The sequence below is a fragment of the Streptomyces sp. SDT5-1 genome (assembly GCF_052245995.1).
GTDB lineage: Bacteria > Actinomycetota > Actinomycetes > Streptomycetales > Streptomycetaceae > Streptomyces.
Genome location: NZ_JBQQCQ010000002.1, coordinates 83,434 through 107,768 on the forward strand (window position 1 = coordinate 83,434; position 24,335 = coordinate 107,768).

The window sequence follows — 24,335 nt, forward strand, 5'->3', positions numbered from 1 at the left end:
CTTCGCGGTCAGGCCTGGGTGGAGGCGAGGGTGTCGCCGCGGGCGACGCGTACGGCGTCCAGGTAGCGCTGGGCGTCTTCGTGGGTGAGGTCGAGCCGGTAGCGGCCGAAGGCGTAGGCGACGAGTTCCGCGGGGGTGACGTCGTCGGGCGAGCGCGTGAGGCTGTGGAGGGCCTCGCGGAGGACGTGGTTGGCGGCCCGCATGAGCTTCTGGTGGGTCTGTCGGGCGCGGATCGTGGCCAGCATGAGTTGGGTCCTTTCTGCGGATTCCGGGTGTGCACGACGTCGTGCCTTCGGCTTGGGTAGGTCAGTGGCCGGGCTGGCAGCAGTGGCAGCACCGGTGGCAGGCAGGGCGGGTCGACTGCTTCTCGGCCCTTTCTCGCAGGTGCCGCTTGGCCTTGTTCGTGAGGTACAGGCCGATGAGGCAGCCCATGATCGTGAGGAGTAGTCCGAGGTGGTACACGGTGGTCCTCCTGTTGTGAGTTGAGCTGCTCTGCCGGGCTAGGCGCAGCTGGCCCCGGCTTGTTGCCTGAGCAGGCGTCGGGGCGGGGCGTCAGGGCAGATCCACGCGCAGGATGCGGCGAGCCTCTGCTCGGGTGTTGGGCAGGGATCTGGGGCAGGAGGGGGTGTTCGGGCAGGAGATCGTGGCGCCGTTCTGCCCGGTGATCCGCCAGTGCCCGGACTTGCTGCGTTTGGTCGTGCAGCCCGCGCGGCGCAGTTCTCGCAGGAAGTCGCGTACTTCGCGGCGGCTGCTCATTGCTCGATCTCGTTTCGCTGGCGGGCGAAGCCGTTCGCGGTGATGCGTGTGGAGGTCTGCTGTACGTGAATCTGGCCGTGGAAGTGGTTCTCGACCGGCTGCGGGGCGTCGCGCAGGGCCTTGCCCAGGCGCTTGACGAGGACGGCCAGGGAACCGACGAACGCGACGGCTCCGCCCACGATGACGCCGACCATGACGACTCCCTCGGTGGTGACGCTGTCGAAGAACAGGCGCGCGCCGAATCCGATGCCGATGGATCCGACTCCGGCGGCGGGTGCGGCGATGGCAGTGCCGACAGCCCACTTCGGGGCGTAGCCCCAGATCGACGGGTCGTGCTGCGGGACGGGCTGGGCTCCGGTCGGGGTACTGGGGGAGTCGTCGCGGTATGAGGTCGGTCTGTGCTGGGCGAGCAGTGCGGCGACGTCGGGGCGTACGCCGGGGCGGGTTTCGGTGACCTGCTCGGCGAAACGTGCGGTGACTTCGGTGTCGGTGAGGTGGTCCATGGGCGGTCTCCGGCGGGATGGGGCGGGCGTGGGCGAGGGCCGCCCCGTGTCCTGGGGGCGGCCCTCGAGTGGTGCTGGGGTCAGCGGCTGGAGACGTTGTTCACAGCGTTCGACGCAGCATCGGCGCCGGTGCCGAGGACGCTCTGCATCATGTCCATCAGGTCGGCGCCCCACGGGGTCGCGGCGAACGCGATCCAGAAGAGGCTGACGGCGATGAACTCCTTCTTCTTGAAGCTGGAGTCCCTCCACATCCAGAAGCCGAGGCAGGCGGCGATGATCAGGAAGATGGCGGTGGTAGTGATGGTCATGACGTTTCCTCCCAGGGGTGTTGTGACAGGGTCAGGCGTTTGCGGGCTCGGGCTCGTCGAGCGGCTCGAGGGTGTGCCAGTCGCGTCCGAGCTGGGTCAACTTGCCGCGGCGGGCGAGGGACTTGGTGGCGCCGGCGACGTTGGTGGGCTTCAGGTCGGTCTTGTTGGCGATCTGGCTGTTGCGGCGGGCGCCGTTCTCGACGGCGTGCCAGACGAGCTGTGAGCGGGACGGGGGGACCAGGTTGTCGAGCTCGTCGTCCTCGTCCTGGTCGTCCTCGTCGGCGGCCAGATTCACCGGCGTGGTGGGCGTGGTCGTGGCGGCCGCGATGTCGACGACGGTGCGGTCCTTGCGGCGCGACTCCTCCTCCTTCTTGATCAGGTCGCGCAGGAACTCCTCCTCGTCGCCGGCGTTCATGTGCCGGTAGTCCTCGCGAGCGAGGTAGGCGACACCTGCCGGGCTGGCTGCCGCGGCGGCGTCGGCCTCGGCCTGGGTGAGGCTGGGCCGCGGGTAGGCGCGCGAGAGGCGGGCGGGGTTGGTGTGGAACATCGCGCGGGACTGCGTGTACTGCGCGGATCCGTCGGCGGCGTAGAAGGTGCCGGCCGTGTCCGAGCCGTCGGGGAACCGCTCCCGGATGGGTTCCAGACGGAACTCGGGGGTGCGCGAGCCGAGGCTCATGATGTCGACGTCGGAACGCGCGGTGCGGAACAGGGCGATGTTGCCGGACTGGAGCATGTCGCGGATCGCGTTGGCGTTGCTGTCCTGGCCGATCGAGTCGAGGTTGGGGATCTGGACCCAGATGCGGGCGGACATGCCGGCGGCGCGGGAGAGACGGCCCGTGGAGGAAACACCCCGCAGCAGCGGCTTCACGTGCGCGGCGTGCGGGTTCTTCAGGACCATCTCGTTGAACTCGTCGTAGGTGACCGCGACCGGGCTGAACGGCTCGCCGGGGACGAAGAAGCTGCGCCCGTCCTCGACGAAGCCCTCGGCGTCGAGCCACTGCAGCTTCTGCTGCTCGCCGTAGCGGTAGTCGCTGACGTTGTTGGAGTTCTGCGCCATGAGCATCGCGCCGAACGAGGACTTCACGAGCCAGTCGAGGTCGCCGAACCAGGGGGCGTAGCCGGCGCCGCCCTTGCCGTCGGCGAGCCAGGACACGAACCCGTTGATGCGCTGGGAGAGCTGCAGGTCCTCCTCGAGGCTGGTCTTACCGGCACCGGTGATGCCGGAGCCGAAGGAGTGCACCGCGGAGGCGGAGGGCGCCCCGGACAGGCCGCGGCGGGTGCGGTCGAACTTGAGCAGCCGCCACTTGGTGGGCTCGCCGAACACGTCCCGGCCGACGATCACGTAGCCGTGCTCGTCCATGACCAGGGCGTCGAGGTCGAGGGGGACTCCTTCCTGGAGCGGGTTGCGGGTCATCTCGTTGACCTCGATGCGGCGGGCGTCAAGCATCCGCAGGTGCAGCCGGGCGACGGCGTCCTCGCCGGGCAGGTCGAGGGCCTGGGCGATGGCGCGGGGCTGCACGTCGGCCACGGAGGAGCCGCGGCGCGGCATCAGCAGCTTGAACTTGCGGCCGTTCTCGTTCTGCTCCACGTCGTAGAGCTCGGAGCCGGCCCAGGGGCTGAACTCCTTCCACACGGCGGGGAGGTTGTTCATGTCGAGCTCGGCGTCGGTCAGGGCCCGCAGCCGGACAGTGAGCTTGGCGCGGTTGGCGGGCAGGTCGTCGGGCCGGTACAGGTTCACGTTGCGCGGTGGGACCTCGAAGGCGATGGAGACCGCGTCCTGGCCGACGGAGAGCGCGCTCTTGGCGGTCGTCGACAGGACGATCGCGGTGAGGGTGTCGCCGTCGATGTGGGCGTCGCGCAGTTTGGAGAAGGGGAGTTCGCCGCGTTCGGCAGCGATCCACTCGTCCCAGCGGGTCAGGTACCAGTCGATGTCGTGCTGTTCGGCGCGCGGGGCGGCGGGGTCGGGGCGGTCCCACACCCAGGTGCCCCAGCTCGCGCCGAGGGAGGCGACGGCGGTGTGGGCCCACCAGGGCATGTCGGCGAAGCCGGTGGCGGGGATGGTGGCGAGGGGGCCTGCCCGCAGGGCCATCTCGGTCGGGCTGTACACGCGCCACCAGCCGCTCTCCCAGTTGGGCAGGAGCTTGTCCCAGGCGGCCCGCAGCAGGTTGCAGCGGGCGCGGCGGGCGTCGGCGGTGGCGCCGCGGACGAGGGCGGGCCGCTGGTCGTGCTCGTACCAGCCGTGGCCGATCGCGGCCGTGGGCACGAGGAGTCCGTCGGTGCCGACGATCGGGGCGAAGTCGTGGTCGTGCTCGAGGCGGCGGCGCATGCGGCGGATGGTGCGGCGGTAACCGCGGCGGCTGGCGCGGCACATCCACTCCCAGGGCTCGCCCTGGCCGGGCAGGAAGCGCCAGGGACCGGGCTTGAGGCCGAGGGCGGCCCAGCCGAGCGCGGCAGCGGACGCTCCGGCGGTGGTGAACATCAGTGGGTCGCCGGACAGCAGGCCGGAGGCGGCGCCGAGCCCGGAGCCGAGGTAGAGGCCGGGGTTGTTGATCTGCGCCAACTTGGCCTGCAGGAATGTGGGTTCTGCAGCGTCCTCGGTCTCGGTGGTGTCTTTCCCCGATTCGGTCGTGGTCGTCATCCGGCTTTCTCCAGTTTCCGGGTGTGAGAAAGGGCGGGGCCGTCGCGTGGCCCCGCCCTTTCGCGGTTGCTGTCGGTGTGGTGGCTCAGGTGGCTGTCGCCGCGGCCGCGTCGAGGATGTCGGCGTGGTCGAACGCGAGCTGCGGCAGGGCGTTCAGCGGCCACCACTGCGCGTGGGCGGCGTCATCGCCCGCCTCGGCGGCCGTGCCGGGCAGGACGGTCAGGTGGTAGGCGACGGTGACGTACCGGCCGCGCGGGTCGCGGTCGGGTCGGTCGAAGGCGCCGATCTGATCCAGTTCCTGCGGTGCCGCGTGCACGCCGGTCTCCTCGGCGAGCTCACGGGCCGCGGCCTCGCGGCTGGTCTCGCCGGGGTCGACGTGACCGCCGGGCAGCGCCCACTGGCCCTTGAACGGGGCGAAGCCGCGCTCGATCAGCAGGACGTACCCGTCGGTCGTGGTGACGACGACGTCGGCGGTGTAGCGGATGGTGGTCTCGGTGTGGGCCATGCCGGCTCCTGGTCTGCTCGGGTGTGAGGACAAGTTGGTGCCGCAGCCGCCGGTGAAGCGGCTGCGGCACCAGCTGTGGTGATCGCGCCTCTAGTTGCGTTCGATGAAGACCGGCTGAGCCATCTGCACGTTGTGCGTGCGGTTGGTGTCGGCCATCCGGCCGTGCAGGGCGCGGGTGTCGGCTTCCATGCCCTGCGCGGAGGCCGACAGTTCGTCCGCGGTCGACAGGATCGAAGCCACCGTGCCGCCGCAGGCGTAGGAGAGTCGGGCGACCTCCATGTAGGCCTGGGTGGTCGGATCGTCGACGTCGAGCACGCCCATGGCGTCCGAGAGGTAGCGGGCCGAATCGGCCCGTTCATCGTGGCGGGCACGCAGCTTGCCCACCTGGTGGGTGATCCTGCGTGCGCGCACGCCGTAGGCGCCGCACTTGGCCAGGATGCCCACGTAGCTGATGGCGGTCTTCGCGCTCTCCTTGAAGCTCACTGCGCGCTCCTGATCTCGAAGGTCTCGTTGTGGGCGGCCAGGTCTTCGTCATCGACGCGGTCGGAGATGTATGCGTCGCGGGTGGCGACGGACTCCATGTCCTTGGCGATGTCGGCGTAGACGCCCTGACCGGCAATCAGGAGGCCCTTGGCCTTCCAGACGCCTTCGCTCTGCGCCATCGTCAGGCCGCGCAGTTCCTGCAGCTGCGCGGCGAGGGTGGCGTACTTCTCCTTGCAGCTGACCATCCAGGCGGCGATCCGCTCGCCGAATCCGGCGTCACGGATCTGCACGACGAGCTCGTCGCCCTTGGTCGCCTCGCGCTGGCAGACGTTCTGGACCTTCTCGTAGACGGCGAGGTCGTCGTCGCACATGAGGTTGAGTTCGTCGCTCTCCTCGGCGACGGAGGTGTACGACACTTCCGCCGCGGCGCGACCCGTGCCTTCGGGGGCAGCGGTCGTCGCACCAGGCGCCGTCGGCGTCGCATCGGGGGCGGCCGTCGTCGCACCGGCCGTCGCACCGCCCGTGACGGGCGGCGTGACGGGCGGCGTGACGGGCTTTTCGGCCGTCACGGGAGCCGTCGCAGCGTCGGGCGGCCCGGCTGCGGCCGGCTTGGCCGCTTCCGCGTCGCTTCGAGGTGCCGGAACAGCGCCTGCGGCGCCGTCTGCGGGCTTTTCCGGGGCTGTTGGATCACTGGTTCCGTCCTTTGCCTTGGAGGGGCTCTCGGGGCCCGTGGAGGGCTTTGTGGCGGCGCCGACGGTCGGCGGGTAGGCCGGGGGCGGCGGGATGGTCGCAGGCGGCCTCGCCACGAGGACGTGGTTGGGGTCGGGGGCGACCAGCGGGGCCGGGTCCGGTCGGCCGGCCTTCACCTCGCGGTCGCGGTAGTCCTCGACCGCGCGTCGGCCGGCGTCGTCCGGCGTGGTCTTCCGGTGGCGTCGGATGAGGTCGCCGATGCGGCCGGCGGGGGAGCGGTAGCCGCTCTTGAAGGTCCCGGGCAGGTCGACGTCCGCCACCGGCACGCCGTGCTTCTCGGCGATCTTCTGCACGGCCCTTTCGTGGCGCGCCTTCTCGCGCAGGGCGGCGCGCTCGGCGGGGCCCACGTTGAGCTTCGCCTGCTCGCTCTGAGCGCCCGCGGCCCATGCCAGGGCGATCGCGACCATCAGAAGTTCCATGGTGTTCCCTTCACGGGTGGTGACCGCCGGAAGTGAACGCAGGCCCTCGCGCGCGTACGTACGCGTGTAGGGGCGTGTCAAGTTCACTCACCGGCGGGGTGAATTCACGGGTGAACGATCACCGTGAGTAGCGTTCGGTGATCTGCTGCAGAGAGACGCGGACCTCGTTCCAGGCCCGGTTCGCGACGGCCGGGTCGAGCTTTTGCAGCTCGCTGCGCAGCCGGTCCAGGCGCTTGATTGCGCCCTCCTTCGGGGACCGCGCATCGGCCTTTTTGATCTCGGTGTTCCAGTGCTTGGATCCGCCCACGAACGGGCTCCAACCTCTCGTCGTCGACAGCGATTCGATGGGGTGCGCCGTGCTCGCCGGGTCTGCTCCCGGGCGGCTCGCGGGTCTGCAGCCAGGGGCTGCTCGCCGGTCTGCTCGCCCGTTCACTCGTCGGGTCTGCGCGGGTGGTTCGACTGCTTTTGTTCCGGCAGTCGCAGCAGGGCCCAGCCCTCCGCACAAGGCGGTGGGCTGGGCTCCACTGGTGGTGCCGGACACCTCAGATGGCGGCCTGGTCGTCCTGAGCGGCCCGGTCGTGCTGGTCGGTCTTCGTCTCCTTCTCGGCCTCGGCTTCGGTCTGCAGGGCCTTCCAGATGGGGCGCGTCTTCTCCTCGGCGCCCTTGAAGCCGGCCTGCCGGTAGACGATGGAGGCCTGCCGGTAGGACGGCGGCGGGTGCTCGAGGCTGCGCAGGGCCCGCAGCACGACCGTGATCTGCTCGTCGGTCAGCTGCTCGTCGGGCTCCGGGGTCGCGACGCCGGTCTTCACGGCGATCTCGGCGACCTTGACGTACAGCCGCCGCTTGTGACGCGCGAGTTCGGCGTCCTCGTCCGTCGCGTCGTCACCGTCGTTGACCTGCGTGTCGTCGCCCGTCCCGTCGCGTTCGGGGCCCGCGACGGCGTCATCGGCAGTCTCGACGGGTGTGACGGGCTCGTCCTTGCCGTCACGCGCGTCGCGGCCGGCGGGCAGGGCGGGTGTGACGGACTCGGCGAGCGCGGGTGCGGTGCCCGTGACGGCGGCAGGGGCCGTCACGGTGGGCGCGCCGACCATCATCGCGAGCGCCGCGTCGGCGCCCTGCGTCATACGCTCACGCTGAACCGTCACGAGGCCCGTGCCGAGCGTCACGTCGCCCGCCCCGACCTTCTCCAGGAGGTCCCACGCCTTCAGCTCTGCCGCCCTGCGCTGCTTCTCGTCAGGGTGGTTCTGGGAGACGTGCCACTGGTACTGCAGCTTCTGCAACGTCTCGGCGTTGCGCCGCTCGGCTTCCTTGTCCTCGCCCGTCGCGTAGACGACGATCCGGCGGGCGAGCAGGCCCAGGCCCTCGGCGGACATGCACATCGCCATCGGGGTGACGGCGTAGACGACGGAGTCGGTGGTGTTCTTGGCAACGACCGCTCCGACGGCGGCGGCGACGGCGGGCAGGACCCACAGGCCGACGCGCACCGCGGTGGGTGCGGCCTGGCCGAGCAGGATCAGACCGACGTAGACGAGCGACAGGACGAAGGTGACGCCTTCACCGGCGGCGACGACGCCGAAGGCCGTTCCCGCGTCGGGGAAGTTCGCCATCATGTTGGTCGCGGTGCCCCAGGCGCCGACGCCGCCGATGCCGACCATCGGCACGGCAGCGCCGACGAGGATCTTCGTCTGTCCCTTGGTGAGCGTGCGGCGCGGCTTGTCGGGGGTCGGGTGCTGTGCTTCCAGGGGAGTTGTCATCAGGGGTGCCTCTCGTGCTGTGCGTAAAGGGCTGGGCCCGGCGCCCGGGGGGGCGGGCCCAGCGGGGAAGGGCCGCCCTCCGAGGGGAGGCGCGACCGAGGTTCGGGGACCTGCCCGGGGGCAGCCGTGTGGACAGCGTCAGGACGACGGAGCCGGGTGCCTGCACGGATGGACGATCTCGCCGTTGGGCAGCAGCTCGCCGGTGTCGTCGAAGTGCAGGACGGAGTTGCACAAGATGCTCCAGCCCTGTTCGGGGTGGGCGGCGACGACCCTGGCGGCGTCCCGGTCGGGGCTCTCCGCGCTCGGGCACCGCGGCGTGTGCAGACACAGGGGGGCGGGCTGGCGGTCGTAGGGCGGAGCGGGGGTGGTGGGGGTGCGGTGCATGAGGCCCTCCGATCGGGGCGCGGCCGCACATGCAGGGCGGCCGGTGCGGTAGCGGATCAGGCAGCGTGGCTGAGGGCGGAGTTCCTCTTGATGCGGCTGCGCTCCTGCTCGGAGGTACAGCCCCACACGCCGGACTCATCTCGGTCCAGGGCGTCCTTGAGGCACTGCGCGATCAGCGGGCAGCGGCGGCAGATCTTCTTGGCCTCGGCGATGTCCAGCAGGGCCGGGCCGGTCTCCCCGTCGGGGAAGAACAGGTCGGGATCCTCGTCGGCGCAGGCCGGGCGCGGCTGCGCGGGGGCCGCGGTGGACAGGGCGCGGTTGCGGTACGCGGCGGTGCGGATGATGGCGTGCACGGAGGCCTCCAGGCGAGTCATGGGCCGTGTCTGTGGTGGTCAGTTGTGGTGTGGAGGTCGGTGACGCGGTGACCGGCCTCCCAGGCGGCGGCTGCCGCGATCGAAGCGGCGGCGAGAAGCAGCCGTGTGCGCGGGTGGGTGACGCCGATGCGGGAGGCGGCTCGGGCGGCGCGGTGCTGCGCCGCCCGAGCCGCGTGTATGAGGTGTGGCATCAGAGCCCGAGCGCGGAGCACGCCGCGCACCGCCAGGCGGTCGGCCTTCCGGGCTGGACCGTGGCAGCCGGGGCGGCGCCGAGCCAGGCGCCGCAGCTCTCGCACTGCATTCCTCCGCCGCTCGTGACGGGCGCAGGGGCCGGGACGGCGCTGTTGGGCGGGCAGTCGGTGCCCGTGCAGTTCCAGCGTCCGCACAGGACGCACGCGTCGTCGGCCATCGTCGGCCGGTGCAGCGTAAGGATCGGCTGGCGCTCGTAGCCGGGCGCCATCTCCTGCAGCGTTCGGCGCGCCCGTCGGCCGGCGGGGACCTGGGCGTCGGCGTGACGCACCATGTCCGCGACCAGGCGGTGGAACTCGTCGACGGCGGCGCTCGCGCACTGTCCGCTGTGGAAGTGGCCGCAGCGCTGGCACGCGTACTCCGGGTTGTGTGCGGCCTGTACCGCGCGGACTCCGGGGCGTGTCATGATCGTGCTGGTCAAGGGAGCCTCCCTAAAGGTCCGTTGACTGGACGGCCCCGGAAGGTGAGAGCTTCGGGGCCGTCGCCTTGCCGACGTGTTCCGTCGGCCGTGCGCCCTGCGCACGCCGCCGCCGACCGGCCTCGGGGAGAGGGCGGTCGACGACGGGCAGCACAGGAAGTGGGGCGGATGTACCGCCTTGATATGCGGCCGCCGAGCGGAGGGCTCAGGCGCTGGCCGGGGCCCCGGAGAGGCGGCCGATCTTGGCCACGTCGTCCTCGTGGCTCTTGATCAAGCTGGCGGCTTGCGCCTGAAGGTTCTTCGCCTCGCGTGCCCGGTAGCCGTAGGTGGGCGCGTAGTCCTCGGGCTCGGCGACGTGCCACTCCGCGGCCTCGGGAAAGCCCGCCTCCCGGAGCGCCTCGACGTAGCCGTAGCCCTCCTCGCAGGAGTTCTCCTTGTGCGCCCAGGCGATCCGCTCCGCCTTGGCGTCGAAGGCCTCCGCGGCGGCGGCCAGTTCCTTGTGCGTGTCCAGGAGGCGGGCCACGGCGGACTGCCACTCCGGCGTGGCCTCGGGCTTGCGCAGGTAGCCATAGGCCGCGTCGGCGGCGCGCTGCGCCTGTTCCCAGCGCTTCCAGGCCGCGGTGGCCTCCCCGTTGCCCAGGATCTGCTTCAGGTCGCGCACGTACTTGGCGTTGCGCCACCGCGTGCGGGCCTCGTCGTAGACCTGGTCGAGGAAGTGGCGGGCCTTCTCGCGGAGTTCGTACTCGTCCTCCGTCGCCACCTCACGTCCGTGGAACTCGTCCTCGAACTTGTAGGCGAGCTTCAGGTCCTTGGAGTACCGGTCGTACGGCTCCTCGGGCTTGGGCTCCGCTCCGGTGAAGGGCTTGAAGGTGTAGCTGTTCCCCCAACCCGAGGGGTGGGGCTCCGCCTTCTCGAACTGGGCGGGCAGGTAGGGAGCGATCCGGCGGGTGAAGATCTCCTTCAACTCGTCGGTCGTGACGCGGAAGGTGTGTCCCAGCATGCTGGCTCCTTGATCGTGTGGTGACTTCTCTTGCGAGCAGCGACGGCCCCCGTCCTGCCCCCCTGTGGGGGGCAGGACGGGGGCCGTGGTCGTTCGTCCGGGGCGATCAGCAGGCACGGCGCCGGGGTTCGGCGCGTCGCGCGCCCCTGCCCGTTGCGCCGTTTTGTCTTCCTTCATGGTTCGTTGATCGGGGCCCCTATGCACGCCGCCGTCGAACGACCCGACTGAAGGGGCCGTTCGGCGACGGGCAGCACAGGATGCGGTGTAGGTGCAGTGCGCGGCCGCTTCCTCCGTGCTGCTCGGCTTATCTGACGAGGGAGCCAAGGTGCCCTCGGTTCGACGCGGTCCCTCGCCTCCGGATGAACCAGGTTCCGAAGGGTCGTGGGGGAGTGGCGCGTCGTTCTTTTTCGTCGTGAGGCTGTCGGCCCTCTGCGCTCGCATCAGTAATGAGCACCCGGTTGCCTGTTACAGCTCCCGGGGCGTCGCCCCTACACCAAAGGGCGGCGCCTGATGGTCAGTTGGCACATGCCGGCTGCCACCACCTGGAGGTAATGGCACCTGACGACGGGTCTCCACTCACCTAGGCCGGTGTGGTCACGGCTGTAGTGCGGTGGTGGATCACGCTGTGGAGTTCTCAAGGCCGCGGGTGCAAAGGCACTTGGGGTGGCCGTGAGCAGTGGGGCGGTTGCGTCCTCCCGACCGCTCGAACATGACAGTACCCTAGGGTACCCTAGGGTGCCAAGCGCTAGGCTAGGGTCGGCCGAAATTCAGAGAAGGGGAGTCGCATGGAGGAAGGGCTCGCTCATCTGGCGCCCTACGCCCGGATCGCAGCCATCTACAGGAAGAAGATCGAGTCAGGTGAGCTCCCTGTCGGAGCTCGGCTCCCCAGCCATGTAGAGATGCGAGAACTTCACGGCGTCAGCAAGGCAACCGTGGAGAAGGCCGTGCGTACGCTGCGCGAGCAGGGCCTGGTGCGTGCCACGCCCGGCATTGGTTCACGGGTCGTTGGAATGCCGTTGCCTGTCTCCAGTGGCACCGAGCGCACGGACCGAGGCCGCCGAACCGGCTCCTCCTGGGGGAACGGTGAAAGTTCGGACTCCCACACAGCCGAGTTGGTCAAAGCACCGGCCGACGTGGCTCAGAACCTGGGAATCGATGAGGGCTCGCGCGTGGTGAGACGGACACGCGTGTACCGCGATACGCACGGCATCATCGCCCACTCCACTTCCTGGATCCCGAGGGAGTTCGCAGAGGCCATCCCGGCGCTGCTCGAGCCCGAGCGCTTGAGAGGCGGCACTTCTCTGAATGTGATCGCGCAGAAGACAGGGCGCGTGGCGGTGAAGCGTGAGGAAACCCAAGCATCCAGGCTGGCCGACGCTTCTGATCGCCTCAAGCTCGGCCTTGAGCCCGACACGGTGGCGGCCATCTTGGTGTTGACGTCGCTGTTCCTTGACGCTGACGAGGTGCCGATCGAGTACGGCGTCGACCTGGGCGCGCCGGGGCGGATCCGCAAGGAGACCTCGGAGGTAGTGCTTTGAGCTCTGCGGGGTCCACCTCGTCCTTCGGCGCGCACTGTGTGCTGATGACCGGCCTGCCGGGGTCGGGGAAGACCACGCTTGCCCGTGCCTTGGAGAGCGCCGGGATGCTTCGCATCTGTCCAGACGAGCGAGTCTGGAAGGAGCACGGGCACTACGGCACGGACTTCCCTCGCGGCGAGTACAAGGTGCGGGAGGCTCCCGTGCTTGAACAGGTCGCGCGGGATCTCAGTCGCCAGATCGCCGCCGGGCACGATGTGGTTCTTGATCACGGCCTGTGGACTGCGCAGGAGCGCCATGAGTGGCGCTCCCTGGTCGAGCAAGCTGGTGGCGTTGCAGTCCTGGTCTATCTGCCAGCCGACCTGGACGTCCTGTGGGAGCGCATCGAGAAGAGGAACGAGCAGACGCTCGACGACCCGAACGCCATGTTCTTTTCCTACAGCGACTTGAGGCGGCACGCTGGCCGGTTCGTTCCTCCTGGCGCAGACGAGCCCCACGTCCGGTTTACCGGTGTTGTCGATGCGGTTCTGCGTGCCTTGAGAACGGGGGAGGCCGGCCCCACATGACTCGCACGCGCCTCTCACACTTGTCTACGCCCCATGGGGGCCATGGGCCCAGAACTCCCGTAGGTCTGCCCATTCTTCGGGTCTCCTGCGGCGGCGGCTTAGCGAGTAGGACCAGTGAAGGGCCTGTCAACAGCGGTCACCGGCTCACCGCCCTGGGCAGGGCCCGGGGTGAGGGCGCCGATGGCAGCCTGCAGCGTGTCCGCGTCCCGCTTCCAGCGCTTGGGGGCGATCAACTTCAGCCTGGGGGCGGCGTCTGGCCGCGTCATGACCTGGCTCTTGCAGTCGATGACCGGGATGAGCCCCTGGTGGTGCCCCCAGAGCAGGACGGGCTTGTGAGCGATGAGAGAGCGGAGTTCGAGGCGGGCAACCGGGCCGAGGAGGTAGACGCGACTGCCGGCCCTCTTCTGCTTCCCGACGACGATGAGGCCGTCGAGAGTGCTGACCAGCTGTTTCCAGTCGTTCGGGTCGTACGGCCGGTCGTCGCCGAAGACGTTGCGGTAGTCGAGGACCTCCACTCCCTCAGGCAGAGCTCCCGTGATCTGCTCCCGCCAGCCGTCCCATTGAGGTCTTTCCATGACCTTGGGGCCAGCGCTGATGTACACACGCACAGGTGCGCCCGGCTCGCGTTCTGCCTTGATCTTCCACATGGCGGCGCTGTAGCGGCGCTGCTGTGTTGGGCCGGCGAAGGTGGCCACGTCCAGGGGATCAGTCGTCGGCGTCGCGTGCATGGCGCTCATCATGCCTGGTGGCACTCCGCCGTTTCACCGGAGGGGAACGTCGCGCGTCTGGTGAGCCGTCAAATCGCCCTACACAAGCACCGACACGGGTGTTGCCGGGGTGTCGTTTCGGATCGCGGGGGAGGTACTGTGTTCGGTGAAAAGATCAATACCGACATGCTGAGGCCCCGCGAGGCTGCACTCCGGGGCCCGGCCGCAGACCCTAGTAGAGAAGGTCTCGACATGCTCCAGGGTACCCGTGCCCTACGACACTCACCCCAGGCACCCACTGCCGTTGCAGCGATGACCAGCGCGTCGCTCCGGCTGGAGGGTGCCTTTGTTGCGCTTCCGTACGCCTCTGCCTACGGACACACCTCTCCCCGAAGGGAGATCGAGGTGATCTAGAAGAAGGGCGGCATTCGCCGCCGGGGGCCAGTCCTCAAGCGATTCGCCGTCGCCTGATCTGGCACCCCATCTGCCACCAGAGGGATTCGCCGTCCCCCTGAAGGGATTGTCCGCCCGGTAGCCGCCGGTCGAACAGTTCGTACTCGGTTCGCCAGAACCAGAAGCACCCGAGGGGCTTCTTCATGCCCTTCTCCGTGGAAGGACGCTGTCATTCTGCACTACTGCTGGCGCTTCTGCCAGCCCGCCTGCGCCCGTTTGATGGGCTTTTGGGGGCCTGCTGCGGCGTGCGTGACGCAGGCCGCTGACACGGCTTGCCCTGTTTTCCCGTTTTGCGTCCAGCTGGGGTGGGGGGCTCTCCGATGACTGGGAGCGCGGCGGCAGCCGCTTCCTCGACCGCCCGCCCGGCCTGGAGCACCGCATCGCCGCTTCCTCAGCCGCGCAGCGGGCTGCGCCTCGTGCCGTCGACCGCCGGTCCTGGCCCTAAGCGCCCGGCGGGGCATCCGCTCGCTCTGGGCCGAGACGCGCGAGCTCGGCTGGGCACGGCCGTGCGCGAGCTGCTGAACGCTGATGGACTGAAGGATGCTCCCGATTCCGTGCGTCTGGCTGTGGTGGTGCTGGCAGCCCGGACTCCGTCGGAGTCGGGCGTAGTAGACATCTGGACCAGTGAGCTGGGCAGGTGGCTCGGGCTGTCGACGTCGTACGTCGCCTCGATGGTCGTGCCCGGGCTGCGCCGCTCGGGGGTGGTCTCGGTGAAGACCGCGGAGGGCGAGGTCGGCCAGGACGCCGGCCTGCGGTGCCGTGTTCTGCCGTTGTGGTCTGCTCGAGACCGGGTGGGTCACCCGTTGAGGTTGGCGAAGCGGGAGTTCGCGACGCTGCTGCGGCTGCTCGAGGCCGTGATGGGACCGGGCTGGAAGCACCGGGACGGGCGGGTCACCCCTGCCGGGCTGCTCGGGGAGGGCCCCGATCGGGAGGCGCGGACCGGCCGGGGCGCGGCGACTGACCGCCTGGCGGCTCTGCTGCTTGTGCTGGAGGCACGGGCGAACGGACGGGTGCGGCTGTGCGGCGGCGCGGTGGATACCCGGCGTGGCCGCGCAGCGGCGACGGTGGCTCGCCTCCTGGGGTGCAAGGCGTCGGCGGGGGAGCGGGTGCTGCAGCGGCTTGAGGCCCGTGGGGTGGTCTACCGGCGGCGTGTGCGGACGCGTTCGGGCCTGGCGAGCCGCTCGTACCTGGTTGTGCCATCGGTAGCGGCCGCGCATGGCCGGGACACGCACGGCGATGATCGGGAGGTGTGCTCGGGTGCCTCTGGCCGCGGTTTTTCAGACCCCGCGGTTACGGCAGAGCCGGGACGCGGGACGGCTTGCCCGGAAGATGCGCAGGTCAACGAAGCCTCGGAGGCTGACCAGGCGTCTGGTGCAGAGCCCGCGTCTACGGCAACCCTTCACACTGATCACTCTCACCTGGGTTCTCAAGTCTCTTCCCGTACGTCCTCCTTGGGCTTTTCCGGCGCAGCCGGGAGCGGGTCCAGTGATCTGCCGGGTCGCGCGCACGAGCGCGAGGACGGCCCGCTGCGCGGGGAAAAGCCGAATGAGTCCCCGGTCGATGAGCAGGCCGGGCCGTCGACGGCGGGTTCGTCAGGCGGGGGAGTGGCTAGGCGGCAGGTCTGCCCGGTGGATCTTGACGTGCGGGTTGCTCTGGAGCCGGTGTCGTGGCTGTGGCGTCAACTCTCCAGATGGCAACAGGGCCAGGTTGCCGCTGCGGCCAAGGCCGAACTGGGCAGGTTGACCGGCCTGTTGGTGCAGCCGGATGCGGCATCGCGGCGTCTGGCCGAGCGGCTCTCCCGGCGTCTCGTGGAGGTGGGTGGCGAGGCTTTGGTCTCGTCGCCGTACGGGTGGCTGATCGGCCGCGGCCTGGTCCAGCGGCCGTCGTGCCCCGACGAGCGGTGCGATGACGGGATCCGGCTGGACACCGGCGCCCCGTGCGAGGGTTGCAGCAACGTGATCCACCTGAAGCGGGCCCGCCGACGCACTGCTGCGGCCCGCATCGACCGGGATCGGCCCGGCCTGCCCGCCGCCGAGCGGCGCCAGGTCCTCGAGGAGCAGCTGCGCGAGACGGTCGCCGCGGAAGCCGACGAGGCCGTTCGCCAGCACGAGCGTGCCGCGTTCGTCCGGGCTCAGCGTGCGGAGGCCCGGGAGGCGGCCCGCGAGCAGGCGGAACGTGAACAGGCACAGGCGGCGGCCGAGGCAGCCGCCCGCGAGGCCCAGCCGTGCCGCACCTGTGGCGTCCAGAACGCGGCAGGTCACTGCGGGCGCTGTGCCGATCGGGAGAGCGTGCAGCGGCTGCTGCGGGATGCCGTCGACCTCGCGGTCGCGGTGCGCGCCGACCTCACCAACCCGGCAGCGGCCCGGGCGTTGGCCGAGCGGTGCGACGCCGATACCCGGCAGTTGCTCGCCGCGAAGACCCGTCAGCAGAGCGGCGAGGGCGCCGCGGCCGCGAGCGCACGCCTGCGGGCCGAGGTGCAGTTCGCACGGCGTATCCGGATCGAGCGGCGACAGCAGGCCTTGCGCCGTCTGGCCCGCAGCGATGCCGCGGTGGCGGCCGGCGACGCCGCGTACGAGGCGCACCGCCGGAGCCTCCCGCAGGCGCCGAAGGAAGACGCGCAACTTGCCGCCCGTGCCGCCGAGCAGCGGGAGGCAGAGCGGATGCTGAACCAGCTCCTGGACCAGCTGGCCGCCGTACGGGCGGGCGCGATGGAGCGGGTGGTTGTGGCTTGATCTGCAACTCCCATTCCCTTGTCCGCCCGTGGCATCCGGCTCGGTGCCGGACGTTGTTGGCGCTCCAGACGCGCGCCAGGAGGCCGTGAGACCCGGTCCGGCCGGGGCAGCACGGGCCGGTCAGGTGTTCCGCCAGTGTGCGTGGAGCTGCTGGACATCGGCATCCAGGACGTCCCGCAAGTCGTCCTCGTCGTCAGGGACTTCCAGCCCGGCCGCCGCAGCGATGGCCGGGTACTGCTTGCGTACGCCGGTGTCGGCCGCAGCGAGGAGGCTCGACAACAGTGCCTGGTCCGACGGTGTCGCTTCGTCGACGGCGATCAGCAGACGCACCTGGTCCTCGTGTGTCATGTTCGGCAGCGCTCCGCCGAGTTGCTGCTCCAAGCGCCGCCAGGTGGTGGTGGCACCCTCGCGGGCCGCCTTCTTGAGGGCGCCACGCACGGCCGCGGCCGCGGAGCCGAGCTTGTCCGGAGCCAGCGTCGGCTTCTGAGGAGCGGGGGAGGGGCCGGCGGGTTTCCGCGGAGGGAAGCGGCCGATCCAGGTCTGCGCGTGCCGGCGTTCCCTGTCGGTGAGGTGGTCGCCGATCTCGTCAAGGGCGGTGGCCAGCTTCGCGACGAGCTCGCGTCGCTCGGCATCGGATGTCACACGGTTCTTGTTGAGGCGTCCGAGCATGCTCCGGGCGCGGCCGAGGGCTGAGCGCTGCCGCTTGCTCAATCCGTCGCTCGCGTCGGACGGGCGTGCTGCTGGCACGCCGACCGTCTCCCGTGCGCGGACTGCCCGCAGCGAGCGTCGGGCGGCGGCCATCAAGATTCGCTCTTCCGGGCCGGGCGGGCCGTCGTGCTTGAGGAAGTCCTGGATCTGGGGGAGCAGAGAGCGCACGGTGGAGCGGTCGTGGCGCTGTGTGGCTTCCTTCAGCCGGCCGAACAACAGACTCCGCAGTCGCTGCTGCTTGGTCAGGAAGCGCTCGGCATTGGTGAGGACGGCGTTGAGGAGGTCGAGGGCGGCACCCTCACATCGGTCTCGCTGCTCCTTCGTCAAGTCGTGGAGCTCCCGCGCGCGTTCGCTGTCGCCGGCGCGAACGGCGGTGTTCAGGCGGCGCAGCAGAGCGCCGATCTGCAACGGCAGGCGGGCGGCGGGCCGTGGCGCGGCCCGTACGGGTGCGCGGACCGGCTCGGCGCGCCGCCCAGGGGAGGGAGCGGGTGGAGGGGTGGGGGTGTGCTCGATGCGGGTGGCGGTCGGAGTCCTGAGCCGTCCGTCGGGGGTGATCTCGCATTCGCCGGGGGTGTACCAGTCGGTGCCCTCGTGCGGGGTTTGTGTGCCGAACTCCAGGGTTCGGCGCGAGCCTTCGGTGGTGAAGCGGATGCGGTTGACGTAGCCGAGTTCGACCAGGCGGTCGGGGGAGACGGGGACGCCCGGCCCCAGGATCAGTTCGCCGCCGGCGGTGCCGTTCCAGTCCGCGGGCAGCGAGGGGTCCATGTGGATGCGCAGGCGGTGGCCGGCCAGGTCGATGTCGACGATCGAGCCGAGCGGTGCTTCGTCGTCTTCGACGAAGTGGTACGCGGGGTGGTGGCCCTGCTGTGTGAGCCAGCTGCGGGTGCCGGTCTTCACGTACAGGTGGTCGGCGCTGCCGGTGCCGTGCGACCGGCGCGTGCACGGCGGCAACAGGCCGGTGAGATCGGGCAGGTGGTAGAAGTGGCAGACCCGGTTGTCCAGGCAGCGGCGAGTCGCGAGCTCGCCGCCGCAGCCGCCCAGCAGCAGGCCGCACCACAGCCTCGTGTCGGCGTAATCGCGGCGGAAGACGTCGAGCTCGTCGGGCTCGGTGGGGCAGACCACCGGCTCGTCGGAGTCGGCGCTCGCCCCGCACACGGCCGTCTGGATCAGCCGACGGTCCTGCCCCATGCATCCCCCATGTTGGTCACCCCAGCCCTCCAGCCGAGCCGGCGGGTTCCGGGCCCCGCCGCCGGTGGCGGAGCTCTACCCCGCCCGATGCCTGTTCACGATCCGATTCTGCTGCTGTTCGAACGTGACGGCACGGTCACGCGCCCTCGGTCGAAGGGCGCGATTGCGCAGCGTCTGCTGTGCCGGAAAACCGCGGATACAGGCGGCCGTTCTGGCACGGTAGGGCATATGAGGGGCGACGCATGCGGATTGTGGGACCAGTGCCTGACCTGCCAGATGGCGGTGCAGCGGCATCCCACGCCCCAGGCGGGGGAGATCGTGCTCGATCCCCGCCCGGTGGCCGCCGAGGCGATTCCCGAAGACCTTCGCTGGCATGTGCGGGCCGATGGACTGGCCATCCCGCTCGGATGGCGCGAGGCCGAGGACGACCTCGTGCGTGTCGAGCACGCAGCAGCCTGTCACGGCAGCGATCCACGGCTGGCCGGCGTACGCCACCGCTTCGCGTCCGACGAGCCGCCGCAGGACGTGGACCTGCTCCTGCCTCCGCGGCTGCCGGCCTTCTGTGATGCGCAGGCTCTGCGCGAGGAACTGCGGGCGTCACCGCCACGCGATCACGTCCTGGGTGTCGCCTGCCCCACATGCCGGGCGTTTCGGTCCGAGCTGTGCCACGAGGACGGGGCCGTCCGCACGGCCAACCACCGCGAGCGCATGAGCCTCTATCGCCGTCTGCGGCACCGGATCCTCCCGCCCACCGGCCCGCGGTCCTCCGACGCCCGCGACGTCGCGTGCCCCACCTGCAGGTCCGCAGCCGGCCGCCCCTGCCTCGACGGTGACGGCCGCGCCCTCGGGCGCGCTCACGCCGAGCGGACCCGCCGCTCGGCGTACGGGCCCTGGCCCGCCCCGGTACGGCGCGCGCCGACGCCGCCACCGCCCCCTGCCCCGGCCATAGACGAAGGGCCGATGCCACGGATGACGACAGACCCGGTGCGTGCGGTCGCCGACCTCAAAGCGGCGGCGCGCGCGGGCGCCGTGCGGCACCGCCAGGCCCTCAACCAGAGCCGAAACCGCGGCAGTTCCACACGGTGAGGGACACTCCGAGGGCGTCCGCCCTCGCGCGGCCGCACTCGAGGATGGGTCTCGGGCAAGGGAGCCGGCTCAGTGCAGAGGATCGTGACCCGGCTCGTACACCTTGGCACCATTCGTCGATGCCACGATCATGCAGCCGTCCGTATCGACGACCAGAGGGTCGCCGCAGCCGAACCCGTTGACAGTCCAGCCCACGATCGGACGCACGTGGCCCTTGGCGTCCCTGAGCTGCCAACCCGGCTGCGCGGGCAGCACCGTACACACGTCCTCGCGCTTGGCCGTGGCGTCATCGAGGGCGTGGAAGCCCTCCACCTCAATCGCCCTCACACGCCGCCCTGTCTCCCAGTCGACAACCAGGGCATAGCCTTCGTCGTCCCAACCGACGACCGGCCGGTTCTCCTCGTCCTTCTCGGTGCGGATGTAAGCGTGGTAGCCGAGCCCCTCGCTGCTGTGCGCCACGGCGGTTCCCCTCTCGGTCGGTCAGCTTCAGTACGTGTACCGCAGCCGGGTCGGCCGCCTCTAGGCCACGAGACGTTCGCGATGTGCGGCTGCGTCTTGGGCGCCATGGGGCAGTGGGTGCCGCAGTAGTCGTGGCGCCGAGGAGGACTGGACTCGCCGCGGACCAACCCGAGTTGATGAGCCGTCAGGGCCAGTCCTGTCGCTCCTGCTCCCGCCGGAAAGTTACCCCTAGGGGTTGAAGTTACCCCTAGGGGTAACTAATTTGGTGGCTGTCCGAGGGCGCTCGCCCCGGGCCACTTCGGGGGCGGCCCGTCAGGGTCTCCCATCCCCACAGGGAGGATGCGCCATGACCAGCGTGAAGATCACCGAATGCGCGACCCCGGACGAGCTGTACTGCCACTTCAGCGGGGAGCACGAGGCGCAGGACACCTACATCGAACTCGATGTCCGTCACGGCACCCTGCTGGCCGACTACAACGGGGTGATCGGCAGCGGGATCCCCTTCGAGGTGTTCCACGGCTTCGAGCGCCGCTATGCGATCCCCTTGCTGACCGGGGACGCGGCGAACCGTGTGATGCGCGAGATCGCCCCGCTCGCCGACCGGATCCTTGCCGACTGGGAAGAGCACTGGGACGGCAACAACATGGTCGCCCGGCTCGGCGAGGATGCCCGGGCCGCGGAGGAAGAGATCGAACAGCACCTGGGCGTGCACGCCGGAGCCGACGCCTGGGTCTCCGGTGACCAGGGCTTCCCGGCCGAGGACCTGATCGCGGAGTGGGACATCGACGGCGCCGTCAACGGCTGCGAGGCCGAGGAGTACGGCATCACCGCCGAGACCAGCGACGAACGCCTCGACGAGATCGCCCAGAAGATCGCGCAGGAGCTGGCCGAGTGCAGCGGGAGCAAGGTGGCCGTCGTGGACGGTCTGGACGAATACCTCCGCGGCGTGCGCCGCGACCTCACCGTCTAGTCTGCCGCCCCCACCATCCCTGCTCCCGGGAACCCGGGAGAGGACATTCTGTCCACGAGGAGTTCACAGATGTCATCGCAGTCGTCCGACTTTGAGGGCCGGCTGGCCGCCGCGACGGCGAGAATCCAGTACGGCAACGACGAGCGCAACGCCGGAGCGGACGACCGGGCCCGCGCAATCGCCGACGAAGCGGCCCGCCGCGGCCGCGGCGGGCCCCGGCAACTGGCCAACGAGCTCGGCGTGTCCCCGAAGACGATCTCGCAGGCGATCGCCCGCGCCCGCCGCGCCCCGTCGCCCGTCCATACGTTGCCGGGGGACACCCTGGAGCGGCTCTTCGCCGCCGAGCTGAAGGACCTGCCCCCGCTCCCGGCGCCGCACTGGGGGGCCCTGGTCTGGATCGTGCGCAGCATCTACATCGACGTCACCTGGATCGAGCAGCCCGGCCCCATGCTGGCCATGGAGGTCGAAGACGCCGAACTGGACGACGAGTACGCCCCCGACGACCTCGCCAAGGTGTGCCGCGGCTGGAGCAGGGTGCGGGCCCTCGCCGTCATCGACGCCTGCCAGCGCCAGGACCTCGACGCGCTCCCCACGACCGACTAGCCCGGGGGCAGCGCGCGGGGCCCGTCGTGTGAGGCAGCGACCTCGAGCGCGGCGCTGCCGAGAACGCCTCGTGCAGGGGAGCGGAAGGCAACTGCCGCGCGCCGCCGCTGTCAGTGCCATCTGACACCGTCTAGTCCACTCGACACGACGCCCAGGAGCGTGACGCATGAGCCGACCGGACACGCAGCCCGTCCCCAGCAGGAGTGCTGGCGTGGCTGCTCGCCTCAAGACCCTCATTCGCCGTCTGACGGTCGCGGTCATCGTCGGTGCCGCAGGCACCGCAATCGGCCAGATCAAGCCTGAGCCAGACGGCCAGTCCCTGCTTCCGACTGGTCTAGCGCACCTCTGCAATGCCCTCTTCTACCTGCTGGCCGTGCTCGCGCTCGTGCTCGTGCTGCGAGCCCTTGTCCGCTACCGAGACCAGCGCTGAGCGCCACGCCACGCACCGCGGTGGCCCGTCGCCAAGTGGCCTGTCGGCACAACCGGCTTCGGGGCAAGATCGAGGGAACGGGTTAACCGAACGAACGGGGGAGAGCGGTGGGAAAGCCGGAGGGCAAGGACGTACGGATCCCGTGGGTCTACGACGCGAACGGCGACCAGTACGACCGGGCCGCGATCGACGTCAAACCCGCTCCCCGCTACGTGCCGCCCCTGACCTGCGGCGGCTGCCGGATCCCCGTGCACGCCCGCCCCGGCCACGCCGACAGCCCGGACTCCCGCGCCTCGCACTACGCCAAGAACCCGGGACAGCAGCACAAGTCGAGCTGCCGGTTCGACCTCGACCAGCGCGGCAAGGAGATCGCCGGGCAGGCTCCGCCGGGCACCGTGGTCCGCCGCGGGGGCCAGTGGCGGCTGATCTGCCCGCCCCTGGGCGGCCCCGGCTCACGCCCCGGCGGCCCCCTCCCGCCGGGTCCGCCCTCGGGCGCCCGCCCGACCGCCTCCGGGCCGCGGAAGACCAGCGACCTGAAGGGGCCGGCCATCGCCTCGGCCCGCCGCATCGTCCGGCTCCTGGAAAACTTCCGCAACGACCCCCGGGCCAGCGAGCAGTTCGCCGCCGTCGCCCCCGGCGGCCGCCGCGACATCCCTTGGACCGAGTTTTGCCGCGGCCGCGCGGACGTGCACGAGCTCGCCCAGGCCCTCATCGACGGCACCGCAGCACCGATCCCGCACGCCGTATGGGGACCGGTGTCGACCGCCAGCGCCGTCGACGGCACAGCCGGCCGCACCTACGTGGTCAAGTACGTTGCCCGCGAACCCGTCCTGATCGGGGACCGTCGCGTGCCGCTGCAGGTGACGCTGCGCAGTACCAACGCGGACTGGATCGGCGCCGCAAGCCGCTCGGGCAAGTTCCTGGGCTACGGCCACTGGACGCTGTTTCCCAAGCCCGACCATGTGCGACGCGGGATCGAGATCCAGCTGTGGGTCAACGAGCCCTGGCAAGTGGCCCGCTGGGGCACCGACGGCACCCGACAGACCTTTCCGTCTCCGCCCCCAGCGGCACCGCCGGCCCCCAAGCCGGCGCCGAGTACCCGCAGCCTGCCCGCTCCCCCACCTCACGCGACACCCGCGAAGAAGGCGCCCCCGGCCAACAGCGCTACCGTGCCCGCGAGTGCGGACCAGCACGAGCCCGCCGCCCCGCCGCCTGCACCCCCGACGCCTCCGGCCACCAGCGAGAATGCCGCGATCCCGGACGCCCCTGCCGCCGCCCTACCGGTCGTCCCGCCGCGCGAGCTCCCCACGGACAGGCTCTCCGACCCGGTCGCGGCCGACGAGCCGAACGACCCTGCCCCGCAGGACGCTGCCCCCGAACCCGGCCCCCTCCAGGACGCCCCGGCGCAGCCGTCCGTGCCACCCATGCCCGGCGTACCGCCGCAGCCGACGACGCCTCCACCGCCCCCGCCCTCCACTCCGGGGCCGGAATCCCGGCCGCGTCGGAGGCTGAAGGGCTGGCTCGACCGGCGCAGGAAGCACCGCTGACCGAGGCCGCGGAGGCACCTTCCCCTTCCGAGAGCTGCGCCGGTCAACTGTCCGGCGAAGCAGGCAAGTTCGCGTGTCGAGTTCGGTAGTCTGCAGGCACCATACGGAGGGGGTTCATCATGCTGGGTCCGGTCGAACGCGGCGGGACGGAGAAGTCCAGGGCCGCCTTTCCGCTCCCGGCCCTGACCGTGGAGCTGGCACCGCAGGAACTGGCGGGACTGCCGGGTGACTACGACCTGATCGTGGTCGACGCGCCGCCCGGCGGGCTGCGACCGGTCGGCGGCCCGTCCCTCGACGACCGCTGATGCGGCACGTCGACGGCAGGCCGCACGCCCGCTGCCAGGTCGACGACGAGGACCAGGCCGTCACTGTCCACAGCTTCACCCGGGGGGCCGACCTGGACGGCACCCCATGAGCCCGGAATTCTTGCAGTACCTCGTCATGTCCTGGACCCTCACGATTGTCGCCTTTACGGCTCTCGCGTTCAGACGGATCTCGGAGAAGACCGTCTACGGCCTGTGCGCGCTCTCCCAGTTCACGATGTGCATCGCCGGATTCGTCACCCAGAACACGGCCGTCGCGTGCATCGCCGGCGCCGGCGCCGGTTATATGGCCTGGCGGTGGTGGACCGGTGGCGGGGACGACGACACGAAGCGCCGCCTGCGCCGGGCTCGCGTGCGGTTCCACGGTGTTCGCCGCACCGCCCCCGTGAGCGGCTTGTGACGATGCCCCCCCCCTCCCAGCGACCGAAGGCGCGGCGGTAGGTTCCTGGGTTATTCCTGTCCGGGCGTGCAGCACCGTTACGGAACT

At 70.6% G+C, this 24,335-nt stretch carries 28 protein-coding genes; 10 read left to right on the top strand and 18 right to left on the bottom strand.

Annotated features, from left to right (window positions below; genetic code table 11):
* Positions 1 to 8: 8 nt before the first annotated feature.
* From ACTWJ8_RS40235 to ACTWJ8_RS40305, 15 genes are all read right to left on the bottom strand, one after another.
* Positions 9 to 245, bottom strand: a complete 237-nt coding sequence (locus ACTWJ8_RS40235; RefSeq protein WP_443265353.1) for a hypothetical protein — start codon at positions 243 to 245, stop codon at positions 9 to 11.
* Positions 246 to 306: 61 nt separating this feature from the next.
* The gene (locus ACTWJ8_RS40240) at positions 307 to 462 is read right to left on the bottom strand and encodes a hypothetical protein (protein ID WP_443265355.1); all 156 of its coding nucleotides are present in this window, start codon (positions 460 to 462) and stop codon (positions 307 to 309) included.
* 90 nt (positions 463 to 552) lie between these two features.
* The gene (locus ACTWJ8_RS40245; RefSeq protein WP_443265356.1) at positions 553 to 756 is read right to left on the bottom strand and encodes a hypothetical protein; all 204 of its coding nucleotides are present in this window, start codon (positions 754 to 756) and stop codon (positions 553 to 555) included.
* Positions 753 to 1,259 (bottom strand): hypothetical protein, encoded by a 507-nt coding sequence (locus ACTWJ8_RS40250; RefSeq protein ID WP_443265358.1) that lies wholly within the window; start codon positions 1,257 to 1,259, stop codon positions 753 to 755. Before ACTWJ8_RS40250 ends, ACTWJ8_RS40245 begins: the two co-directional genes overlap by 4 nt.
* 80 nt (positions 1,260 to 1,339) lie before the next feature.
* The gene (locus ACTWJ8_RS40255; RefSeq protein WP_443265360.1) at positions 1,340 to 1,567 is read right to left on the bottom strand and encodes a hypothetical protein; all 228 of its coding nucleotides are present in this window, start codon (positions 1,565 to 1,567) and stop codon (positions 1,340 to 1,342) included.
* 31 nt (positions 1,568 to 1,598) lie between these two features.
* Complete coding sequence (locus tag ACTWJ8_RS40260) at positions 1,599 to 4,205, bottom strand: hypothetical protein (protein ID WP_443265361.1); 2,607 nt, start codon at positions 4,203 to 4,205, stop codon at positions 1,599 to 1,601.
* Positions 4,206 to 4,290: 85 nt separating this feature from the next.
* On the bottom strand, positions 4,291 to 4,710 hold the full coding sequence (locus ACTWJ8_RS40265) for an NUDIX domain-containing protein (RefSeq protein ID WP_443265363.1): 420 nt from the start codon (positions 4,708 to 4,710) through the stop codon (positions 4,291 to 4,293).
* A 90-nt stretch (positions 4,711 to 4,800) separates the two neighbouring features.
* Complete coding sequence (locus tag ACTWJ8_RS40270; RefSeq protein WP_443265364.1) at positions 4,801 to 5,193, bottom strand: hypothetical protein; 393 nt, start codon at positions 5,191 to 5,193, stop codon at positions 4,801 to 4,803.
* Complete coding sequence (locus ACTWJ8_RS40275) at positions 5,190 to 6,362, bottom strand: hypothetical protein (RefSeq protein WP_443265366.1); 1,173 nt, start codon at positions 6,360 to 6,362, stop codon at positions 5,190 to 5,192. The genes ACTWJ8_RS40270 and ACTWJ8_RS40275 overlap by 4 nt, the downstream gene beginning before the upstream one ends.
* Before the next feature lie 118 nt (positions 6,363 to 6,480).
* The gene (locus tag ACTWJ8_RS40280; protein WP_443265367.1) at positions 6,481 to 6,669 is read right to left on the bottom strand and encodes a hypothetical protein; all 189 of its coding nucleotides are present in this window, start codon (positions 6,667 to 6,669) and stop codon (positions 6,481 to 6,483) included.
* 235 nt (positions 6,670 to 6,904) lie between these two features.
* The gene (locus tag ACTWJ8_RS40285; protein WP_443265369.1) at positions 6,905 to 8,116 is read right to left on the bottom strand and encodes a hypothetical protein; all 1,212 of its coding nucleotides are present in this window, start codon (positions 8,114 to 8,116) and stop codon (positions 6,905 to 6,907) included.
* A gap of 138 nt (positions 8,117 to 8,254) precedes the next feature.
* Positions 8,255 to 8,446, bottom strand: a complete 192-nt coding sequence (locus ACTWJ8_RS40290; RefSeq protein WP_443265516.1) for a DUF5999 family protein — start codon at positions 8,444 to 8,446, stop codon at positions 8,255 to 8,257.
* A 110-nt stretch (positions 8,447 to 8,556) separates the two neighbouring features.
* Positions 8,557 to 8,874: a WhiB family transcriptional regulator gene (locus tag ACTWJ8_RS40295; RefSeq protein ID WP_443265371.1), complete on the bottom strand. Its 318-nt coding sequence runs from the start codon at positions 8,872 to 8,874 to the stop codon at positions 8,557 to 8,559.
* Positions 8,875 to 9,064: 190 nt separating this feature from the next.
* Entirely contained in the window at positions 9,065 to 9,544 is a 480-nt protein-coding gene (locus ACTWJ8_RS40300; RefSeq protein ID WP_443265373.1) for a hypothetical protein, read from the bottom strand.
* 202 nt (positions 9,545 to 9,746) lie between these two features.
* Positions 9,747 to 10,541 carry a hypothetical protein gene (locus ACTWJ8_RS40305; RefSeq protein WP_443265375.1) on the bottom strand — a complete coding sequence of 265 codons (795 nt, stop codon included), beginning with the start codon at positions 10,539 to 10,541 and terminating at the stop codon, positions 9,747 to 9,749.
* 785 nt (positions 10,542 to 11,326) lie between these two features.
* Here ACTWJ8_RS40305 and ACTWJ8_RS40310 point away from each other — a divergent pair.
* Both ACTWJ8_RS40310 and ACTWJ8_RS40315 read left to right on the top strand, forming a co-directional pair.
* Positions 11,327 to 12,079, top strand: coding sequence for a GntR family transcriptional regulator (locus ACTWJ8_RS40310; protein WP_443265376.1), 753 nt, complete (start codon positions 11,327 to 11,329; stop codon positions 12,077 to 12,079).
* Positions 12,076 to 12,642, top strand: coding sequence for an AAA family ATPase (locus ACTWJ8_RS40315; RefSeq protein ID WP_443265377.1), 567 nt, complete (start codon positions 12,076 to 12,078; stop codon positions 12,640 to 12,642). Before ACTWJ8_RS40310 ends, ACTWJ8_RS40315 begins: the two co-directional genes overlap by 4 nt.
* Positions 12,643 to 12,740: 98 nt before the next feature.
* Here the strand turns inward: ACTWJ8_RS40315 and ACTWJ8_RS40320 are convergent, their stop codons facing one another.
* The gene (locus tag ACTWJ8_RS40320; RefSeq protein ID WP_443265378.1) at positions 12,741 to 13,370 is read right to left on the bottom strand and encodes a hypothetical protein; all 630 of its coding nucleotides are present in this window, start codon (positions 13,368 to 13,370) and stop codon (positions 12,741 to 12,743) included.
* Positions 13,371 to 14,308: 938 nt separating this feature from the next.
* Here ACTWJ8_RS40320 and ACTWJ8_RS40325 point away from each other — a divergent pair.
* Positions 14,309 to 16,534, top strand: a complete 2,226-nt coding sequence (locus ACTWJ8_RS40325) for a hypothetical protein (RefSeq protein ID WP_443265380.1) — start codon at positions 14,309 to 14,311, stop codon at positions 16,532 to 16,534.
* 120 nt (positions 16,535 to 16,654) lie between these two features.
* On the opposite strand, the gene ACTWJ8_RS40330 is transcribed toward ACTWJ8_RS40325, so the two are convergent.
* Positions 16,655 to 18,430, bottom strand: a complete 1,776-nt coding sequence (locus ACTWJ8_RS40330; protein ID WP_443265381.1) for a hypothetical protein — start codon at positions 18,428 to 18,430, stop codon at positions 16,655 to 16,657.
* A gap of 87 nt (positions 18,431 to 18,517) precedes the next feature.
* On the opposite strand from ACTWJ8_RS40330, the gene ACTWJ8_RS40335 reads away from it, so the two are divergent.
* Positions 18,518 to 19,516 (top strand): DUF6083 domain-containing protein, encoded by a 999-nt coding sequence (locus tag ACTWJ8_RS40335; RefSeq protein WP_443265383.1) that lies wholly within the window; start codon positions 18,518 to 18,520, stop codon positions 19,514 to 19,516.
* A 69-nt stretch (positions 19,517 to 19,585) separates the two neighbouring features.
* Here ACTWJ8_RS40335 and ACTWJ8_RS40340 read toward each other — a convergent pair whose 3' ends face one another.
* A complete protein-coding gene (locus ACTWJ8_RS40340; protein ID WP_443265385.1) occupies positions 19,586 to 19,975 on the bottom strand; it encodes a hypothetical protein in 390 nt (129 codons plus the stop codon).
* Between the two features lie 346 nt (positions 19,976 to 20,321).
* Between ACTWJ8_RS40340 and ACTWJ8_RS40345 the strand changes: the two genes are divergently transcribed.
* From ACTWJ8_RS40345 to ACTWJ8_RS40370, 6 genes are all read left to right on the top strand, one after another.
* Complete coding sequence (locus ACTWJ8_RS40345; RefSeq protein WP_443265386.1) at positions 20,322 to 20,945, top strand: hypothetical protein; 624 nt, start codon at positions 20,322 to 20,324, stop codon at positions 20,943 to 20,945.
* A 69-nt stretch (positions 20,946 to 21,014) separates the two neighbouring features.
* Positions 21,015 to 21,548 (top strand): hypothetical protein, encoded by a 534-nt coding sequence (locus ACTWJ8_RS40350; protein WP_443265388.1) that lies wholly within the window; start codon positions 21,015 to 21,017, stop codon positions 21,546 to 21,548.
* Positions 21,549 to 21,759: 211 nt separating this feature from the next.
* Positions 21,760 to 21,978 (top strand): hypothetical protein, encoded by a 219-nt coding sequence (locus ACTWJ8_RS40355; protein WP_443265389.1) that lies wholly within the window; start codon positions 21,760 to 21,762, stop codon positions 21,976 to 21,978.
* Positions 21,979 to 22,085: 107 nt separating this feature from the next.
* Positions 22,086 to 23,525, top strand: coding sequence for a hypothetical protein (locus ACTWJ8_RS40360; RefSeq protein WP_443265391.1), 1,440 nt, complete (start codon positions 22,086 to 22,088; stop codon positions 23,523 to 23,525).
* A 119-nt stretch (positions 23,526 to 23,644) separates the two neighbouring features.
* Positions 23,645 to 23,830: a hypothetical protein gene (locus tag ACTWJ8_RS40365; protein WP_443265392.1), complete on the top strand. Its 186-nt coding sequence runs from the start codon at positions 23,645 to 23,647 to the stop codon at positions 23,828 to 23,830.
* A gap of 106 nt (positions 23,831 to 23,936) precedes the next feature.
* Positions 23,937 to 24,248: a hypothetical protein gene (locus ACTWJ8_RS40370; protein ID WP_443265393.1), complete on the top strand. Its 312-nt coding sequence runs from the start codon at positions 23,937 to 23,939 to the stop codon at positions 24,246 to 24,248.
* The last annotated feature ends 87 nt before the right edge of the window (positions 24,249 to 24,335 follow it).

Coding starts and splice junctions, on each gene's coding strand:
- ACTWJ8_RS40235 (WP_443265353.1), bottom strand. CDS start 245: ATGCTGGCCACGATCCGCGCCCGACAGACCCACCAGAAGCTCATGCGG.
- ACTWJ8_RS40245 (WP_443265356.1), bottom strand. CDS start 756: ATGAGCAGCCGCCGCGAAGTACGCGACTTCCTGCGAGAACTGCGCCGC.
- ACTWJ8_RS40250 (WP_443265358.1), bottom strand. CDS start 1,259: ATGGACCACCTCACCGACACCGAAGTCACCGCACGTTTCGCCGAGCAG.
- ACTWJ8_RS40255 (WP_443265360.1), bottom strand. CDS start 1,567: ATGACCATCACTACCACCGCCATCTTCCTGATCATCGCCGCCTGCCTC.
- ACTWJ8_RS40260 (WP_443265361.1), bottom strand. CDS start 4,205: ATGACGACCACGACCGAATCGGGGAAAGACACCACCGAGACCGAGGAC.
- ACTWJ8_RS40265 (WP_443265363.1), bottom strand. CDS start 4,710: ATGGCCCACACCGAGACCACCATCCGCTACACCGCCGACGTCGTCGTC.
- ACTWJ8_RS40275 (WP_443265366.1), bottom strand. CDS start 6,362: ATGGAACTTCTGATGGTCGCGATCGCCCTGGCATGGGCCGCGGGCGCT.
- ACTWJ8_RS40285 (WP_443265369.1), bottom strand. CDS start 8,116: ATGACAACTCCCCTGGAAGCACAGCACCCGACCCCCGACAAGCCGCGC.
- ACTWJ8_RS40295 (WP_443265371.1), bottom strand. CDS start 8,874: ATGACTCGCCTGGAGGCCTCCGTGCACGCCATCATCCGCACCGCCGCG.
- ACTWJ8_RS40305 (WP_443265375.1), bottom strand. CDS start 10,541: ATGCTGGGACACACCTTCCGCGTCACGACCGACGAGTTGAAGGAGATC.
- ACTWJ8_RS40310 (WP_443265376.1), top strand. CDS start 11,327: ATGGAGGAAGGGCTCGCTCATCTGGCGCCCTACGCCCGGATCGCAGCC.
- ACTWJ8_RS40320 (WP_443265378.1), bottom strand. CDS start 13,370: ATGCACGCGACGCCGACGACTGATCCCCTGGACGTGGCCACCTTCGCC.
- ACTWJ8_RS40330 (WP_443265381.1), bottom strand. CDS start 18,430: ATGGGGCAGGACCGTCGGCTGATCCAGACGGCCGTGTGCGGGGCGAGC.
- ACTWJ8_RS40335 (WP_443265383.1), top strand. CDS start 18,518: ATGCCTGTTCACGATCCGATTCTGCTGCTGTTCGAACGTGACGGCACG.
- ACTWJ8_RS40345 (WP_443265386.1), top strand. CDS start 20,322: ATGACCAGCGTGAAGATCACCGAATGCGCGACCCCGGACGAGCTGTAC.
- ACTWJ8_RS40350 (WP_443265388.1), top strand. CDS start 21,015: ATGTCATCGCAGTCGTCCGACTTTGAGGGCCGGCTGGCCGCCGCGACG.
- ACTWJ8_RS40365 (WP_443265392.1), top strand. CDS start 23,645: ATGCTGGGTCCGGTCGAACGCGGCGGGACGGAGAAGTCCAGGGCCGCC.
- ACTWJ8_RS40370 (WP_443265393.1), top strand. CDS start 23,937: ATGAGCCCGGAATTCTTGCAGTACCTCGTCATGTCCTGGACCCTCACG.